The organism is Variovorax sp. PBL-E5, assembly GCF_901827185.1.
Classification (GTDB): domain Bacteria; phylum Pseudomonadota; class Gammaproteobacteria; order Burkholderiales; family Burkholderiaceae_C; genus Variovorax.
In genome coordinates, this window is the sequence record NZ_LR594671.1 from 4,209,303 (window position 1) to 4,227,223 (window position 17,921).

Annotated in this window: 12 protein-coding genes and 1 pseudogene; 12 read left to right on the top strand and 1 reads right to left on the bottom strand. The window is 70.1% G+C overall.

What is annotated here, in order from left to right:
* Window positions 1–2 precede the first annotated feature (2 nt).
* The 10 genes and pseudogenes from WDLP6_RS20425 (at window position 3) to WDLP6_RS20470 (ending at window position 14,704) form a co-directional block, all read left to right on the top strand.
* Window positions 3–1,133: a hypothetical protein gene (locus WDLP6_RS20425; protein WP_232077163.1), complete on the top strand. Its 1,131-nt coding sequence runs from the start codon at window positions 3–5 to the stop codon at window positions 1,131–1,133.
* Window positions 1,130–1,642 (top strand): phage baseplate assembly protein V, encoded by a 513-nt coding sequence (locus tag WDLP6_RS20430; protein WP_162593822.1) that lies wholly within the window; start codon window positions 1,130–1,132, stop codon window positions 1,640–1,642. The genes WDLP6_RS20425 and WDLP6_RS20430 overlap by 4 nt, the downstream gene beginning before the upstream one ends.
* An 11-nt stretch (window positions 1,643–1,653) precedes the next feature.
* Window positions 1,654–1,971 carry a hypothetical protein gene (locus WDLP6_RS20435; protein WP_162593823.1) on the top strand — a complete coding sequence of 106 codons (318 nt, stop codon included), beginning with the start codon at window positions 1,654–1,656 and terminating at the stop codon, window positions 1,969–1,971.
* Window positions 1,972–1,990: 19 nt separating this feature from the next.
* Window positions 1,991–2,359 (top strand): GPW/gp25 family protein, encoded by a 369-nt coding sequence (locus WDLP6_RS20440; RefSeq protein ID WP_162593824.1) that lies wholly within the window; start codon window positions 1,991–1,993, stop codon window positions 2,357–2,359.
* 325 nt (window positions 2,360–2,684) lie between these two features.
* Window positions 2,685–5,249 (top strand): putative baseplate assembly protein, encoded by a 2,565-nt coding sequence (locus WDLP6_RS20445; RefSeq protein WP_162593825.1) that lies wholly within the window; start codon window positions 2,685–2,687, stop codon window positions 5,247–5,249.
* On the top strand, window positions 5,246–7,879 hold the full coding sequence (locus tag WDLP6_RS20450; protein ID WP_162593826.1) for a baseplate J/gp47 family protein: 2,634 nt from the start codon (window positions 5,246–5,248) through the stop codon (window positions 7,877–7,879). Before WDLP6_RS20445 ends, WDLP6_RS20450 begins: the two co-directional genes overlap by 4 nt.
* Before the next feature lie 61 nt (window positions 7,880–7,940).
* Window positions 7,941–10,079, top strand: a complete 2,139-nt coding sequence (locus tag WDLP6_RS20455; RefSeq protein WP_232077165.1) for a hypothetical protein — start codon at window positions 7,941–7,943, stop codon at window positions 10,077–10,079.
* Between the two features lie 21 nt (window positions 10,080–10,100).
* Window positions 10,101–13,322: a DUF6519 domain-containing protein gene (locus WDLP6_RS20460; RefSeq protein ID WP_162593827.1), complete on the top strand. Its 3,222-nt coding sequence runs from the start codon at window positions 10,101–10,103 to the stop codon at window positions 13,320–13,322.
* A 36-nt stretch (window positions 13,323–13,358) separates the two neighbouring features.
* Window positions 13,359–13,907, top strand: a complete 549-nt coding sequence (locus tag WDLP6_RS20465) for a hypothetical protein (RefSeq protein ID WP_162593828.1) — start codon at window positions 13,359–13,361, stop codon at window positions 13,905–13,907.
* A gap of 65 nt (window positions 13,908–13,972) precedes the next feature.
* Window positions 13,973–14,704: pseudogene (locus WDLP6_RS20470) on the top strand (IS6 family transposase).
* Between the two features lie 79 nt (window positions 14,705–14,783).
* Here WDLP6_RS20470 and WDLP6_RS20475 read toward each other — a convergent pair.
* The gene (locus WDLP6_RS20475; RefSeq protein WP_162593829.1) at window positions 14,784–15,740 is read right to left on the bottom strand and encodes an NAD-dependent epimerase/dehydratase family protein; all 957 of its coding nucleotides are present in this window, start codon (window positions 15,738–15,740) and stop codon (window positions 14,784–14,786) included.
* Between the two features lie 39 nt (window positions 15,741–15,779).
* On the opposite strand from WDLP6_RS20475, the gene WDLP6_RS20480 reads away from it, so the two are divergent.
* Together WDLP6_RS20480 and WDLP6_RS20485 are read left to right on the top strand one after the other, a co-directional pair.
* Entirely contained in the window at window positions 15,780–16,844 is a 1,065-nt protein-coding gene (locus WDLP6_RS20480) for a CDP-6-deoxy-delta-3,4-glucoseen reductase (protein ID WP_162593830.1), read from the top strand.
* A gap of 75 nt (window positions 16,845–16,919) precedes the next feature.
* Entirely contained in the window at window positions 16,920–17,894 is a 975-nt protein-coding gene (locus tag WDLP6_RS20485) for a Bug family tripartite tricarboxylate transporter substrate binding protein (RefSeq protein WP_162593831.1), read from the top strand.
* Window positions 17,895–17,921 lie beyond the last annotated feature (27 nt).

Here is a 17,921-nt window from a genome sequence, read left to right on the forward strand (position 1 = left end):
CCATGGCCATGCCCGGCGGCGTCCAGCTTTCGCTCCTGATCGGCCCGGTGCCCGTGCCCGCGCCGCGCGAGTTGGTGGACGCGCTGGTGCACGTGAAGGTCGAGGACGGCTCGGGCGAAACGCAGAGCGGCTTCGAGCTGAACTTCGAATTGCCGCTGCGCTCGCCGCTGCGCACGCTGTTCCTGCTCACCAGCGGCGGCGGCGTGCCGCTGATGCGCGTGGTGCTGGTGGTGACGCTCAACGGCAGCGCGCAATCGATCATCGACGGCGTGATGACCAACGTCGAGACGCGGCCCGGCGAAGGCGGCGTCGGCAAGCTGGTGGTCAAGGGCAAGGACCTGTCGGCGCTGATGGACATCATCGAGCTGCCGGGCATTCCGTTCCCCGCCATGCCGCCTTCGGCGCGCGTGCTGCTGGTGCTGGCCAAGTACGCGGCGCTCGGTGTGGTCCCGATGGTGATCCCGAGCGTGCTCGACATTCCGCCGCTGCCGGTGCAGCAGATCCCGCAGCAGCGCGGCAGCGACTATGCCTACGTGAAGAAGCTGGCCGGCGAGGCGGGCTATGTGTTCTACCTCGAGCCCGGTCCTGCGCCCGGCACCTCGAAAGCCTACTGGGGCCCGGAGATCCGCTTCGGCCAGCCGCAGCCCGCGCTCACCACCGGCATGGACGCGCAGAGCAACGTCGACCAGCTGTCCTTCGATTTCGACAAGGAGCGCAAGACGACGCCGATCGTCTTCTTCCAGGAGCCGGTCAGCAAGGCGCCGATCGGCATCCCGATCCCCGACATCACGCCGATGAACCCGCCGCTCGGCCTGGTGCCGCCGCTGCCGCCGAAGGTCGTCAAGCTCGACAAGAGCGCGCACCTGTCGGCGCCCGAGGCGCTGATGGCCGGGCTGGCCTATGCGAGCCAGCACAGCGACTCGGTGTTCGGCCACGGGCGGCTCGATGTCGCCAAGTACGGGCGTCTTCTCAGGTCGCGCCGGCTGGTCGGCGTGCGCGGCGCCGGCCTGCCCTTCGACGGCCTCTACTACGTGAAGAGCGTGACGCACGAGATCGAGCGCGGCGCCTACAAGCAGGGCTTCACGCTGGCGCGCAACGGGCTGGTCTCGACATTTCCGACGGTACCGACATGAGCGACTCACCCCTCTACGGCAAGTACCGTGGCACGGTCGTCGACAACGTCGACCCGCTGCAGATCGGCCGCATCCAGGCGATGGTGCCCGACCTCGCCGGCGTCATCCCCGGCACCTGGGCCATGCCCTGCGTACCGGCCGCGGGCATCAACACCGGCTTCTTCACCGTCCCGATGATCGGTGCCGGCGTGTGGATCGAGTTCGAGCGCGGCGACCCCGACTACCCGATCTGGGTCGGCGGCTACTGGGGCAGCGCGGCCGAAGTGCCCACGCTCGCGCACGCAGTGCCACCGGGCGTCACCGGCTTCGTGCTGCAGACGCCGCTGAACAACGGCCTCGTGATCAGCGACGTGCCCGGCCCGACCGGCGGCATCCTGATCCAGACCACGACGGGCGCGATGATCTCGGTGAGCGACGCGGGCATCGTGATCTCCAACGGCCAGGGCGCGGTGATCAACATGACCGGGCCGACGGTCGACCTCAACCTCGGCGCGCTGACGGTGGTCTAGGAGCCCACGCGATGCCCTCGCCCATCCTCCACGTCGGCGCCACGGTGATGTGCGCGCATGCGGGCCAGGCGACGCCGATGACGCCCTTCCCGCGCGTGACGGTGAGCGGCCAGCCGGTGGTGACGCTGAGCAGCCCGTATGCGGTCGCGGCCTGCGGCTTGAGCGGTTCGGGATCGCCGCCCTGCGCCACGGCGCAGTGGCTCGTCGGCGCGACACGCGTGACGGCCGGCGGCGCGCCGGTGCTGACGATGACCGGGCAGTCGGTGTGCGTGCCGACCGGCACGCCGCTGATGCCGGTGGCCGCGCAGACGCGCGCGCTCGCAACCTGAGAGCCAGAGGGATGCAGCCATGAGCGATCTCGATTTCCCCTACCGTTTCGACAGCCTCGGCCGCACGGCGACGACGGCGCGCGGCGACCACATCCGCGACCTGATCGAGCAGGTGCTGTTCACCGCACCGGGCGAGCGCGTGATGCGCCCCGACTTCGGCAGCGGCCTGCTCGCACTGGTGTTCGAGCCCAACAGCAGCACGCTGGCCGCGACCACGCAGATGCTGGTGCAGGGCGCGCTGCAGCAGTACCTGTCGGACCTGATCGCGGTGCAGTCCGTGCAAGTCGTCAACGACGATTCGGCGCTGCGGGTCGATGTGAGCTACGTGGTGCTGCTGGATCGCAGCACGCATGTGGAGAGCTTTGCGGTGCCTGGGAGTGCGACGTGAATGCGCTGCGGCCCCCGCTACCGCCCGGCGCCCTCACCCCAGCCCTCTCCCAGAGGGAGAGGGGGCAATACACCGGCGCCGCGGGCGGAAGCAGCGCTCGCACACCCCCAAGCCCGGTCTGCGCTGCGGGATGGTCGGCCCCTCTGCGCCGCCGAGGAGTGCAGCCTTTCGCGGATCAGGGCTCGCGACTGTCTGAGCCGAAGGCGAGTTTGAGCGAGACCCCGCGAAAGGCGAGCACCGCAGGGCAGCCCCGAAGGGGCCGGCGCAGTGGGGTCGAGCAGCCCGCAGCGCGGACCGGGCGCCCCTCCATGGGAAGGACGCACCCATGACCACGACAACTTTCCATTGCTGCGACGAACGAAGACTGGAAGTGATCCAGCAAAGCGGCACCGCCAACGCCATCGAGTTCATCGAAGTGCTCGACCGCGCCGCACCGCCCGGCGTACCGCGCCAACAGACGCTCTTCGTCAGACTGCTGCGCCCCGGCTTCGTGCTCGGCCCCGACAACCTGCGCATCGACGGCGGCGAGCGCATCCGGAGCGTCGGCATCGTCTGGTGCGCCAGCGCCGATGCGCTGCCGCCGCAGGCCGAGCCCGGCCTCGTCGATACCGTCGACGATTTGCCCCGCACCCTCGTCGTCCGCACCGACGGCAGCGGCGACTTCTCGCGCTACACCTTCAGCATCCTCGCCAACGCCGGCAGCGACGACCCACCGGCCGGCTTCGATCCGCGCTTGTCCAGCAACGTGTTCTCGTTCAAGGTCGAATGCCCCTCCGACTTCGACTGCGCACAGCCGCCCTCCTGCCCGCCCGAACAAGGCGCGCAACCCGACATCGACTACCTCGCCAAGGACTACCAGGGCTTTCGCCGACTGATGCTCGACCGCCTGAGCCTGCAGGTCCCCGGCTGGACCGAACGCTCCGCCGCCGACCTCGGCATCACGCTGGTCGAACTGCTCGCCTATGCGGCCGACAACCTCTCCTACCGCCAGGATGCGATCGCCAACGAGGCCTACCTCGCCACCGCACGCCAGCGCATCTCGGTGCGGCGCCACGCGCGGCTGGTGGACTACTTCCTGCACGAAGGCTGCAACGCGCGCGCCTTCGTGCACCTCGATGTTGCCGGCCAGGGCGTCGCGCTGCCTCGCGGCACGCGGCTGCTCACGCGTGTCCCGCGTGCCGACACCGTGCTCGCGCCGGACAGCGACACGCTGCGCAGCGCGCTCGCGGGCGGCGCCCAGGTCTTCGAGACCGCACACGACGCCGTGCTCGACGAGCGGCTCAACCAGTTGCGCTTCTACGCCTGGGGCGACGAAGGCTGCTGTCTGCCGCGCGGCACAGTGAACGCCACGCTGCGCGGCCATGTCGACACCTTGAAAGTCGGCGACATCCTCGTCTTCGGCGAAGTGATGAGTCCCACCACCTTCCAGCCCGAGGACGCCGACCGCACCCACCGCTGGGCCGTGCGCCTCACGGCCGTCGCCCTGTCGAGCGATCCGTCGGGCGGCCTGTTCGAGCCGGTGCCGGTCGATGCACCGCTCGACGTCACCGAGATCGCATGGGATGCCGCCGATGCGTTGCCCTTCGCGCTGTGCCTGTCGGTCACCGGGCGTCCGGGCATCGACATCAGCATCGCGCTCGGCAACATCGTGCTCGCCGACCACGGCATGACCATCGCCGACGAAGACCTCGGCATCGTCACCGCATCGGGGCTGCGCGTCGCCAGCGCAGCGCCCAGCGGCTCGTGCGACAAGCCCGCGCCCGTCGACGTGCCGCCGCGCTTCCGGCCGGTGCTCGCACAGGCGCCGCTCTCGCACGGCTTCGACCTCGCGACGCTGCTCGCGGTGCCGATCGGCGACGACCAGGCCTGGTGGCCCGCGAACGCGCTGCTGGCCATCGACCCGCGCACCGCCACGCCGCGCATCGCGTCGCTCACCGGCACCGTCGACCTGCCCGCCGCGCTGCCCGAAGCCTGGACGGCGCAGCGCGACCTGCTGGCCAGCGCCGCCGATGCGACCGACTTCGTGGTCGAGATCGACGACGACGCCAACGCGCGCCTGCGCTTCGGCAACGACGTGCAGGGGCAGCGGCCGGACATCGGCACCCGCTTCGCCGCGACCTACCGCGTGGGCAACGGCCCCGCGGGCAATGTCGGCACCGAGGCCATCGCGCACATCGTGAGCGCGACCAGCGGCGTCTTCACCGCTGTCTTCAATCCGATGCCGGCGGCGGGCGGCGTGCGCCCCGAGGACATCGAGGCCGCGCGGCGCGATGCGCCCGAGGCCTTCCGCACGCAGGAGCGCGCCGTCACGCCCGCCGACTACGCGGCCGCGGCCGAACGCCGGGCCGACGTGCAGCGCGCGGCCGCGACCTTCCGCTGGACCGGCAGCTGGTATACGGTGTTCGTCACGCCCGACCGCTTCGGCGGCGGCCCGGTCGATGCGGCCTTCGGCGCGCGGCTGCGCAGTTTTCTCGAACGCTTCCGCATGGCCGGCTACGACCTCGACGTCAACGCACCGCGCTATGTGCCGCTCGATGTCGCGCTGCACGTGTGCGTGAACGCGGCGTACTTTCGCGCCGACGTGCTGCAGAACGTGCAGGCCGTGCTGTCGAGCCGGGTGCTGGCCGACGGCACGCTGGGCCTGTTCCATCCGGACAACTTCACTTTCGGCCAGCCGGTGTACCTGAGCCGCGTGATCGCGGCGGCGCAGTCGGTGGAGGGCGTGGACTCGGTGCGCGCCGACAGCTTCGCGCGGCTCGGCGTGCCCCACTCGACCTCGCTCGCGCAGGGCGTGATCGCGATCGGCGCGCTGGAGATCGCGCAGCTGGCCAACAACCCGAGCTTCCCCGAGCGCGGGCGGTTGACCGTCGATGCAGGAGGTGGCCAATGACCACACCCGTCCCCGACCTCAAGCCGCACGTGCCGCCGCTGCCGCCCGGCAGCGAAGCCTGCGGCTGCTGCGACGGCATCGCGGCCGAGACACCGCAAGGCCTCTCGAACCGCGCCGGCCTCTCGGCCATCCGCTACCGCATCGGCGACTACGCGCAGTTCCGCGCCAGCCTGCAAGCCGCGCTCTCGTCCTCCGACTTCGCGCCGCTCGCGAACCTGCGCACGCGCGATGACGACGATTTCTCGATCGGCCTCATCGATGCCTTCGCCTGCTCGGCCGACGTGCTGACTTTCTACCAGGAGCGCCTCGCCAACGAGTCCTTCCTGCGCACCGCCACCGAGCGCGTGTCGCTGCAGGAGCTGGGCAAGCTGGTCGGCTACCGGCTGCGGCCCGGCGTCGCGGCCGAGACCTGGCTCGCCTTCGCGCTCGACACCCCGCCCGCGCCGCCGGCCAGCCTTGCGCCCGAGCCCGGCAATTTCGTGACCGGCGTGCCGGCCGCGCTGTCGCTGGACACCGGGCTCAAGGTGCAGAGCGTGCCCGGCCCGAACGAGACGCCGCAGACCTTCGAGACGGTCGAACCGTTGCCCGACGCGCGCCCCGCATGGAATGCAATGCGACCATGGATGAGCGAGATGCGCACGCCGGCGCGCAACGACACCCTCACCTACCTCGCGGGCGTGCGCAACAACCTGAAGTCCGGCGATGCGCTGCTGATGCTCGGCAACGAATTCGTCAACAACACCAACCGCAACAACTGGGACTTCCGCGTGATCGACAGCGTCGAGCTGCAGGTCGATGCCGACCGCACACTGGTGCGCTGGAAGCGCGGCCTGGGCTCGATCGTGCCGCCGATGACGCCGGCCGCACAGAGCCCGCAGGTGCATGTGCTGCGCAAGCGCGCAGCGGGCTTCGGCCACAACGCGCCGATGTGGGGCAGCCTGTCGATCGAGTTCCGCGACAACTATCCCGCAGGCAAAGGCGCGACCGAATGGCCCGGCTTCGCGCTGTGGCCTTCGGCGCTGCCGGCGGGCACGGCGATGGTCGATCTCGATGCGGTCTATGCCGAGGTCCACAACGGCAGCTACGTGGTGCTCGCCAAGGGTGGCTTCAACTCTGCGAGCGAGCCCGCGCCGGCGAACACCTATGTCGAGCTCTATGCGGTGAGCAATGTCGCCGAGGTGGCGCGCGCCGAGTTCGCGCTCGCCGGCAGGCTCACGCGCCTGCAGTTGCGCGGCGACAGCTTCGAGACCCAGTTCCGCCAGCAGCTGCGCGCGACGGTGGCCTTCGTTCAATCGGAAGCGCTGGTCTTCGCGCCCTACCCGGTCGACGATGCGGTCGCGGGCGCGCTGATTCCGGTTGCAGCCGCGGCCGATGGTCTGTTGCCCGGCCGGCGGTTGATCGTGCGCGGCACGCGCGCCGCCGACGGCGCGGTGGTTGCGGTGCAGGCCACGCTGGTCGCGGCGCATGCACTCGACGCCGTGCGCTGCACGCTCGAGATCGCGCCGCCGCTCGCCGATGCGCTGCTGCGCAGCAGCGTGGTGGTGCATGCCAACGTGGCGCTGGCCTCGCATGGCGAATCGGTTTCGCAGATCCTCGGCAGCGGCGATGCGAGCACTGCGTTCCAGCGCTTCGAACTCAAGCAACTGCCGCTGACCTGGCGCGCCGCGGCCAACGAGCTCGGCGCCGCACCCGAACTCACGGTGCGCATCGGTGACATCGCGTGGACAGCGCGGAGCACGCTCTACGGCGCGGCGTCCGATGCGCGCGCCTACGCGCTCGCGACCGACGAGCAGGGCCGCAACTTCGTGGTCTTCGGCGACGGCGTGAGCGGCGCGCGCCTGCCGAGCCGGCCGAACAACGTGCGCGCCGCGTACCGCAAGGGCCTCGGCGTGGACGGCAATGTCGCGCCCGACAAGCTCACGCAGCTGATGAGCCGGCCGCTCGGTTTGAAGAGCGTGAGCAATCCGATCGCGGCCGAGGGCGGCACCGATCCCGAGGCGGCCGATGCGGCGCGCGACAGCATCCCGCTCACCACGCGCACACTGGGCCGCGCGGTCTCGGTGCTCGACTACGAGGACTTCGCGCGCGCCTTCAGCGGCATTGCGAAGGCGCAGGCACAAGTGCTGCAATTGCGCGCAGGGCCGGTGGTGGCCCTCGCGATCGCCGGGCCCGAAGGTGCGGCGCTCGATGCGGCCGGTCCGGTGTGGAACAACCTGCTTGCGGCGCTGAAGGCGAGCGGCGATCCGCATGTCGCGGTGCGTCTGCTGGCCTGCCAGCAGAGCACGTTCCGGCTCGGGCTCAAGGTCAAGCGCGATCCCGCGTGGGACATCGGCACGGTGCTCGCCGCGGTCGAAACGGCACTGCGCGCGCACTACGCCTTCGATGCGCGCGCGCTCGCGCAGCCGGTGCAGCAATCGGAGGTGATCGCGGTCGCGCAGGCCGTGCCGGGCGTGGTCGCGGTCGACATCACGCGCCTGTACGGCGGCACGCAACCGGCCTCGCAGACGCTGCCCTCGGTGCAGGTGCGGTTGCTGGCCTCCGCGCTGCGCGTGGCCGGCGGCGTGGCATTGCCGGCCGAACTATTGACGCTCGACACGGCGCCCTTCGATCAGCTGGAGGAGATGACATGAGCGCAGCGCCGAACCGCTTCAAGCAAGCGAACGCCCCCTCGGGGGGCAGCGAGGACACGAAGTGCCGAGCGTGGGGGTCGACATGAGCCTCGATGCCGATCGTCTCTACACGCTGCTGCCCGCGGTCTGCCGCGTCCGCGATGCCGACCAGGGCGAGCCGCTCAAGGCGCTGCTCGCGGCCTTCGCGCAGGAGTTCGCGGCGCTGGAAGAAAACATCGCGCAGCTCTACGACGACCAGTTCATCGAGACCTGCGCCGACTGGGTCGCGCCCTACATCGGCGACCTGATCGGCTACCGGCCGCTGCATGGCGTGGCGCCGAAGATCGCCTCGCCGCGGCCCGAGGTTGCCAACACCATCGGCTACCGGCGCCGCAAGGGCACGGCGCTGATGCTGGAGCAGCTCGCGAGCGACGTCACCGACTGGCCCGCGCATGCGGTCGAGTTCTTCGAGCAGCTCGCCACCACGCAGTACATGAACCACGTGCGCCTGTATGCGCCGGCGACTGCCGATCTGCGCGACACCGGCACCATGTTCGCGCAGGGCGGCGCCTTCAACGCGGTCGCGCACACGGCCGAGATGCGCCGGCCCGAGACCGGGGCCGGGCGCTACAACATCCCGAACATCGGCATCTTCCTGTGGCGACTGCTGTCGATGCGGCTGAGCGCGGTGCCGCTCACGCCCGATCCTGGCGATGCGAGCGGACGCAGGTTCCGCGTCAATCCGCTGGGCGCCGACCTGCAGCTGTTCCGCCATGCGCAGACCGAGGACGACATCAGCCATCTGGCCGAAGCGATCAACGTGCCCGAGCCGCTGTCGGTGCGGCGCATGGCGCTTGCGGTGCGCGCGGCGCAGGCCAGCACCGTGCCCGCGCCCGATGCGCGGCTGGACGACGACTACGGCGAAGGCGAGAGCCTTATCTTCATGCGGCCCGGCAATCCGCCGACGCCGGTGTCGGTCACCGCGGTGCGCGTGTGCGACCTGCGCGACATCGCTGATGGAGGCGGCAACGTGACCGGCTGGAACCACGAGGATTCGGTGCCCGCGGGCACCATCGGCTTCGATCCCGAACGCGGGCGCGTGCTGCTCGGCGCGGCCAGCGACGGGCCGCTGCTCGCGACCTTCCACTACGGCACGGTGCGCGCGATCGGCGGCGGCGAGTACGAGCGCACGCCGGAGGGCGATGACGACGCGACGCAGCTCAGCGTGATCGGCGGCGCCGCGCTGCAGCCGCAGCTCGATGCGCTCGCGGCCGGCGGGCGCCTCCTGATCGGCGACAGCCTGCGCCATGCCGAGACACCCGTCTTCAGGATCGACGACGTGCTCGCGCCCGGCGCGCCCGGCATCGGCGTGGTGGTGGCGGCGCGCAATCCGGCGCGGCCGTTGATCGCGGCGAGCGGCGATGTCACGCTGGCCATCGGCGCGCGCGGCCGGCTGGTGATCGATGGCCTGGTCTTCAGCGGCGGGGCGCTGCGGCTCGCGGCAGCGGCCGACGACGAGCCGCGCGAGCTGGTGCTGCGCGACTGCACGCTGGTGCCCGGCCTGGCGCTGAATGCCGACGGCAGCGCGATCTCGCCCGGCGCGCCGAGCCTGATCGTCGAGAACCCCTTCGCGAAGATCACGCTGCAGCGCTGCATCACCGGCCCGCTCCAGATCGTTGGCGATGCGCAGGTGACGCTCGACAACTGCATCGTCGATGCCGGCGCACCACAGAACGCGGCCTACGATGCCGACGGCACGGGCGCACCCGGCGGCGTGCTCACCGTCAGCGAATGCACGGTAATCGGCAAGCTGCACACCAAGCTGCTGCAGCTGGCCTCCGACAGCATCTTCTTCGCCGCGCTCGGCGACGCACCCGGCGAGACCTGGTCCGCGCCGCTGATCGCGGAGCGCCGCCAGCAGGGCTGCGTGCGCTTCTGCTGTCTGCCTGCGGGTGCGATCACGCCGCGCCGCTTTCATTGCGTGCCCGATGCCGACCATCCGGACGTGCTGCCGCATTTCACCTCGCTGCGCTACGGCACGCCGGGTTACGGGCAGTTGCGTCCCGTGACCGATGCATCGATCCGCGAAGGCGCCGACGACGGCTGCGAGATGGGCGTGCTGCATGCGCTGTTCCAGCCGCAGCGCGAGACCAACCTGCGCATCCGGCTCGACGAGTACCTGCGCTTCGGCCTGCACGCGGGCTTTTTCTACGCCAGCTGACAACCTGTTTGGAGACACACCATGGGTGCCGATCTTTCCAGAGTGCGCTTGAACCCGCTGCTCGACTACGCGGGCGTCGAACTCAAGCAGGGCGGCGTGCTGCTGGACGCCGATGCCAACGAACTGGTCGCGATCCTCGACCGGCGGCTGCGGGCGCTCGCGAGCGACACGCTGGGCCGCGCGACGGTGTCGTCCAACACGCCCGATGCCTTCAAGATCACGGCGGTCGCGGGCGCCTTGCAGATCGGCCGCGGGCGGCTCTATGTCGATGGACTCCTGGCCGAGAACCACGGCGCGGCCTCGGACCAGGCCGCGCAGCGCGCCTTCGACAATCTGATGGCCGAGAGTGTGTTCACGCAGCCCATTCCCTACGCCTCGCAGCCTTACCTGCCGGGCGCGCCAGCGTTGCCGACAGCCGGCGTGCACCTGGTCTACCTCGATGTCTGGGACCGCGAGGTCACGGCGCTGGAACAGCCCGCGCTGGTCGAGAGCGCGGTCGGCGTCGACACCAGCTCGCGCCGGCAGACCGTGTGGCAGGTGCGCGTGCTGGCCGACGACGCGGGCTCGGGCACGAGCTGTGCCTCGCCCGATGGCGACATCCCCGGCTGGAGCGCGCTGACCGCATCCTCGACCGGCGTGCTGACGACCGGCACCTTCGACGTCGCGGTGGTCGACGATCCTTGCGAACTGCCGCCCACCGGCGGCTACCGCGGGCTGGAGAACCAGCTCTACCGCGTCGAGATCTACGACCCCGGCCAGCCCGGCGGCACCGCGACCTTCCGCTGGTCCAGCAACAACGGCTGCGTGGCCTCGCGCGTGAGCAGCATGATCTCGGCCACGCAGCTCGAACTCGAGACGCTGGGCCGCGACGATGTGCTGCGCATCAACAGCGGCGACTGGGTCGAGATCACCGACGACGTGCGCGAGTTCTCGCAGGCGCCGGGCGAGATGCGGCGGGTGACGGTCGACGACGCGACGCGGCGCATCAGCTTCGCGCTGGGACTGCCGGCCGCGATGCTGCCCGCGAGCTTCCCGAACAGCGATTGGCCCGCGGCACGCAACCTGCGCGTGCGCAAGTGGGATCAGAAGGGCCTGGTGTTCCGCACCGACCCCAGCGGCACGCCGGTGCAGGTGCAGGACCTCGACGCGCCGGGCTCGACCGGCGTGATCAAGGTGCCGGCAACGGGCACCACGCTGCTGCTCGAGAACGGCGTGACGGTGAACTTCGACTCGACCGGCGCCACCGGCTTTCGCAGCGGCGACCACTGGGAGTTCGCGGCGCGCACGGCCGATGCCTCGGTCGAGCTGCTCGACCGCGCGCCGCCGCGCGGCATCCATCACCACTATGCGCGGCTCGGCTTCTGGGACGTGGCGGCCGGCACGGTCAGCGACTGCCGGCACCACTGGCCACCGGCCGAAGGCGGCGCGGACTGCGGCTGCACCGCCTGCGTGACGCCGGAGTCGCATGCGAGCGGACAGCTCACCATCCAGGGTGCGATCGACCAGGTGCGCGACACCGGCGGCACCGTGTGCCTGCATGCGGGCCCGTACACGCTGAGCGAGGCGGTGCGCATCACCGGCGCGCGCTCGGTGCGCGTGCATGGCCAGGGACCGGCCACGGTGATCACCGCATCGGGCAGCGCCTTCGTGATCGAGCGCAGCGCGGCGATCGCGCTGCAGGACATGACGCTGGTCTCGCTCGGCCAGCAATCGGCCGTCAGCGTGCGCAGCGTGATCGGGCTGGCGCTGCGGCAACTGGTGATCGCGGTGCTCGGCAGCACCGATGCGCAAGGCGCCGCGATCGCGCTCACCGGCGTGGCGGCCGGCGTGTCGATCACGGACAACCTGCTGATCGCGCCCGACGGCATCCGCGCCGGCGAGACTAGCGACCAGACCGCGCCGACCTTCCTCATCACGGCCGTGCTGCGCATCGCCGGCAACGTGCTGTGGTGCCAGCGCACGGGTGTGACGATGAGCGGCCGCGTCGCGCATCTCTACGACACGCGCATCGGCGACAACCAGCTCCTGGGCTGCCGCACGCAGGGCATCGGCGTGCTCGGCATCGCGCTGCCCGGCGCGGCGATGCGCATCGCCGGCAACGGCCTGAGCGTGAACGGCGACGGCATCGCCTGCGCGGTGGATGGCGCGTGGATCGAGGCCAACAAGCTGAGCGCGGTGCGCCAGGGCGATCGCGCACCGACCGGCGCCGGGATCCGGCTGGGGGTCGGGCTGGATCCGAGCGGCAGCGACCAGTGCCAGGTGCTGGCCAACCAGATCGGCGGCTTTCCCGATGCTGGCGTGCTGGTGCAGGCGCCGGCATCGGACCTGGTGATCGCGCAGAACGTGATCGAGGATTGCGGCAACGGCATTCTGATGGTCGACACGGCGCGCTCGGGTTCGCTCTCGATCACGGGCAACCAGCTGCGCGCGATCGGCAGCGACAAGGCCGATGCGTCGATCGCGGCGCTGGTGTTCGGCATCGGCATCCTGCGCACCCAGGTCGCGACGCTGTCGGGCAACACCGTGCGCCAGGTCGGCCTGAGCCCGCAGCAGAACCAGCAGCTCATCGCCGGCCTGTTCGGCATGTCGGTGCAGCGCATGCGCCTGGCGAACAACGAGGTGACCGAGATCGGACCGGCCGGCGAATTCGGCGGCACGGTCGCCGGCATCATGCTGCGCGCGCCCTATGCGCAGGCCGCGATCGCGCACAACCATGTGGAGCGCGACGCGACACCGAGTGAGCAGCCCAGCCCTACGGCCTGGTGGGCGCTGCTGATCGACGAGCCCGATGCCAAATTGCGCCTGCTGTCGCGCGTCGCCGCCTACACCGCGGTGCGCGTCGACGAGGCGCGCACGCTGGTGCTGGCCGGCAACCGCGCCTGGCTGGACGCAGGCCAGACCACGGTCGACGCGGCCGGCGCGGTGGTGGTGCGCGGCGCCAGCGCCTCGGTGCTCGGCAACACGCTGCTCGCGCGCGGCCGCGTGTCGGCGGTCGACGTGGGTGCCAGCGGCGACCTGATGTTCGGCGACAACCGCTGCGAGCTGCGCGCCAACACCAACATCGATGCCGTGCGCCTCGCGTCGCCGGTGGCGGTGGTCAACGCCAACCGTGTGCGCGGCGGCAAGCCGTCGATGACGATCTCGCCGCAGAACGCGGTCGTGACGGCCATCGGCAACATCACCAGCAGCGGGGTCGCCGGGCCGCTCAGGCCCGAGATGCAGCCTCTCAACCTGCTCGGCTGAAGCCGCGCGCTTTCATCACATTCACGGAGCATCGCCATGCGCCTCGTCGTTCTCAAGGCCAGCAGCCTGCAGAAGTTCAGCACCCAGTTGGCCAAGGCCACCGCCGGCGGCAGCGGCGCGTCGCTCGAACGGCTGCAGGCACTCAATCCGCACATCGACTTCACCGCGCTGAGCGCCGGCATGGCCATTTTCCTGCCGGACACGCCAGGGCTCGCGGCGACCGACAGCAGCTCGCTCGACGGCGGCGCCTTCGATGCCTTCGCGGCCGACCTGGCCAACGGCATGCAGGCGGCCGCGGCGCGCGCCAAGGCCGGCACCGACCAGCTCGCGGCCGATCGCAGCGACGTGGCCGCGATGCTGAAGACGGCGACGCTCAAGCGGCTGCTGGACGGCGACGCCACGCTGAAGGCGCAGGTCGACGACGTCAACGCGCAGTTCGCGAAGGACCAGCGCAATGCGCAGGACGGTCTCCAGCAGATCGGTGCGATGCAGCGGGACGCCGCGGCCGAAATGGCGGCGCTGGGCAAGCTGTTCGGCCAGGCGCAGGGTCTTGCTCCCTCTCCCTCTGGGAGAGGGCTGGGGTGAGGGCGCTGGGCCTTTGATTTGGGCTCTGGTGCAAATCGCGCGCCGGGCAGGCTGTGGCCTTTGAACTGAAGGCGGATCGATGGCGAAGATGCGGCAAAGCAGGACGAACTGTTCAAGGCCGACACTTTGAGCGAGAGATCACCGTTCTGTGCGTTCGCTGGTACCTGCGCTTCAAGCTGAGCCTTCGCGACCTCGTGGAGATGATGGCCGAGCGTGGCTTGGCCTTGGCGCATACAACGATCATGCGCTGGGTCCAGCGTTTCGTGCCCGAGTTCGAGAAGCGCTGGAATCGATTCGCCCGCAAGGCCGGTCGTTCATGGCGTGTCGACGAGACCTATGTGAAGATCCGCGGGAAGTGGACCTATCTCTATCGAGCTGTCGATCGAGAAGGCCAGACAGTCGACTTTCGCTTGAGCGCCAACCGTGATGTGAAGGCGGCCAAGGCATTCTTTCGCGAGGCGCTGCAGACTCAAGGCTGACTGCCGATGAGCATCACGCTGGATGGCTACGCCGCTTCGCATCGCGCCGTGCACGGGCTGCCCGCGCAAAGCCTGCGGTGGAAAGAAACGCGACTGCGATCGTCCAAATATTGGAACAACATGATCGAGCAAGACCATCGCGGCGTGAAGTCGCGCATCAAGCCGATGCTCGGCTTCAAGGTCTTCGATCGCGCAGCGTTGACGATCGCCGGTGTCGAGTTGCTGCATCGCGTCCGCAAGGGCCAGTTCAATCTCGGCAAGCTGCGCGTCCGAGGCAAAGCTGTGCCCGCGATTTGGACCGCAGTGCTTTCGGCCTGAATGGCGCGACGCACTCGCGAGGTCGTTCGGCCACGATAAAAAAATTCGCACCTGAACCCAAATCAAAGGCCCAGCGCCCTCACTCCAACCCTCTCCCAGAGGGAGAGGGAGCAAGAGCGCTCAGCCCCGCCGCAACGGTCGGATGCCGCAGCCGCAATCGCAGCTCGCGCTTCATGCGCGTGTTGTCGAGGCGCCGCGATTCGCCCATGAAGCTCAGCAGCGACAAGGGCAGCTGTGCCTGCGCCGCATCGCGTGCGATGCGCGGCGGGCGCGCGACGCCGTACAGGTCGGCGGCGAGATCGACGTAGTCGCCCATCTTGAGTTCGCTGTCGTCGCTGACGTGGAACGCACGCTGCGGGCCGCCGCGCCACAGCGCCGCCACACAGGCGCGCGCGAGGTCGTCGGCATGGATGTGGTTGGTGTAGACGTCGTCCTCGGCGCGCAGCACCGGCGTGCCCTTCTTCAGCCGCTCGCGCGGAGTGCCGCCCTCGCGGTCGGGCGCGTAGATGCCGGGGATGCGCAGGATGCGCACGGCGATGCCCGCACGGCCGAGCCAGCGCACCGTGCGCTCGGCATCGACGCGGCGGTGCGCACGCGGCGTGTCGGGGCGCAGCGGGCGCGTCTCGGTGATGCGCGCGCCGCCGCAGTCGCCGTAGACGCCGCTGGTCGATGCATAGACCAGCGCGGCCGGCAGGGTGCGCAGCCGCAGGGCGCGCGCCAGCGCCAGCGTGCGCGCATCGCGCCACCATCGCGCGCCTTCGACGCGCGCGGGCGGCGCCAGATGCAGCACGCGGGTGGCGAGGCCGGAGAGCCGGCGCAGGCTCGCTGACGCGTCGAGATCGGCGACGACCGGCGTCAGGCCGGCCTGCCGCAAGGCGGGCACGCGCTCGGGCGACGAGGTCAGCGCGACGAGCCGCACCCGGCCGCGCAGCAGGCGCGCCGCCCGGAGGCCGACGTCGCCGCATCCGACCACGAGCACGCGCTCGCGCCGGAAGCGCGCGGGCCTCGCGCCGAGGGGGCTGTTGATTGAAGGCAAAATCCAGTTCCCTTTTCCAAAGCAGAGCAAAGAATACCCATGACCAGCGCAGCGCCGAGCGAGGCGGGCTTTCAGATCACGGTCGAGCCGAGCGGACGCCACTTCATGGCGCAGGCCGACGAGACCATTCTCGCGGCCGGCATCCGCCAGGGCATCGGCCTGCCCTACGGCTGCAAGGACGGCGCCTGCGGCTCGTGCAAGTGCAGGAAGCTGTCGGGCAGCGTGATCCTGGCCTCGCACCAGAGCAAGGCGCTGAGTGCCGAGGAAGAACTGGCCGGCTTCGTGCTGACCTGCCGCGCGCATGCAGAGAGCGACGTGGTGCTCGAATCGCGCCAGGTGAGCGAGGCCGGCGCCTTCCCGATCCGCAAGATGCCCGCGCGGGTGCAGGCGCTCGCGAAGCAGTCGCACGACGTGGTGATGCTGCGGCTGCAGCTGCCGGCCGGCGAGCCGCTGCAGTTCCATGCGGGGCAATACATCGAATTCATCCTGCGCGACGGCACGCGGCGCAGCTACTCGATGGCCAATGCACCGCACACGCTGCAGACGCCGGGCACCGGCATCGAGCTGCACATCCGCCATCTGCCGGGCGGCAAGTTCACCGACCACGTGTTCGGCGCAATGAAGGAAAAGGAAATCCTTCGCATCGAAGGGCCGTACGGCAGCTTCTTCCTGCGCGAGGATTCCGACAAGCCGATGGTGCTGCTGGCCTCGGGCACGGGCTTCGCACCGATCAAGGCGCTCATCGAACACATGCGCTTCAAGGCCATCGAGCGGCCGGCGACGCTGTACTGGGGCGGCCGCCGGCCCGAGGATCTGTACATGGACGACTGGGTGCGCACCCAAGTCGCGGAGATGCCCCACCTGCGCTACGTGCCGGTGATCTCCAATGCCGTGCCCGAGGACAACTGGACCGGCCGCACGGGCTTCGTCCATCGCGCGGTGATGGAAGACTTCGCGGACCTCTCGGGTCACCAGGTGTATGCCTGCGGCGCGCCGGTGGTGGTGGACTCCGCCAAGCGGGACTACGTGGCCGAGCGCGGCCTGTCGGAGGACGAGTTCTACGCGGATGCGTTCACGACCGAGGCGGACAAGGCATTGCCCTAGCAAGGCGGTGGGCCGCACGCCGGCTCAGGGATCGCACGGTCACGGGCCGGAGCGGGCCGAAGCACAATCGGATACATGACTACCCGACGCTTACTTCTCACCCTCCTCTCCACCGCCGCGCTGCTGGCCGCCGCGAGCGCCACGGCGCAGCAGCAGCGGCCGATCCGCCTCGTCGTGCCCTATGCGGCCGGCGGCCCGATCGACGTCACGGCCCGCGCGCTCGCCGAACGCGTGCGCGACACGCTGGGCCCGGTCATCATCGACAACAAGCCCGGTGCGGGCGGCAACATCGGCGCCGACATCGTGGCCAAGGCGGCGCCCGACGGCTACACGATCGGCATCGCGGCGACCGCGACCAATGCGGTCAATCCGTGGCTCTACAGCAAGATCCCGTTCAACGCCGCGACCGACTTCGCGCCGATCACGCAGATGGTCCGCGTGCCCAACGTGCTGGTGATGAACGCCGAGACGGCCAAGCGCCTGAAGATCGACAGCGTGCGCGACCTGATCGCCTACGCCAAGGCCAACCCCGCCAAGCTCAACTACGGCAGCGGCGGCAACGGCAGCGCCGGCCACCTGGCCGGGGAAATGTTCAAGAAGGAAGCCGGCATCTTCGCCGTGCACATCCCCTACAACGGCGGCAACCCGGCGCAGCTCGCGCTGCTGTCGGGCCAGGTCGATTTCAACTTCGACAACCTCGCGACCGCGGCACCGAACATCCGCTCGGGCAAGCTCAAGGCGCTCGCGGTGACCACCGCCGAACGTAGCAGCATGCTGCCCGAGGTGCCGACCGTGGCCGCCACGCTGAAGGGCTTCTCGGTCGACACCTGGTGGGGCCTGATGGCGCCGGCCGGCACGCCGCCGGAGGTGATCGCGAAGCTCAACAAGGCGTTTGTCGATGCGCTGCATTCGCCAGAGACGAAGACGCGCTTCGCATCGCTCTTGGCCGAGCCGGTGGGCAATTCGCCCGAGCAGTTCGGAGCGTTCATGAAGAGCGAACTCACGAAGTACGAGAAGGTCGTGAAGGCGACCGGCGCGCACGTCGATTGAGTGCTCTTGCTCCCTCTCCCTTTGGGA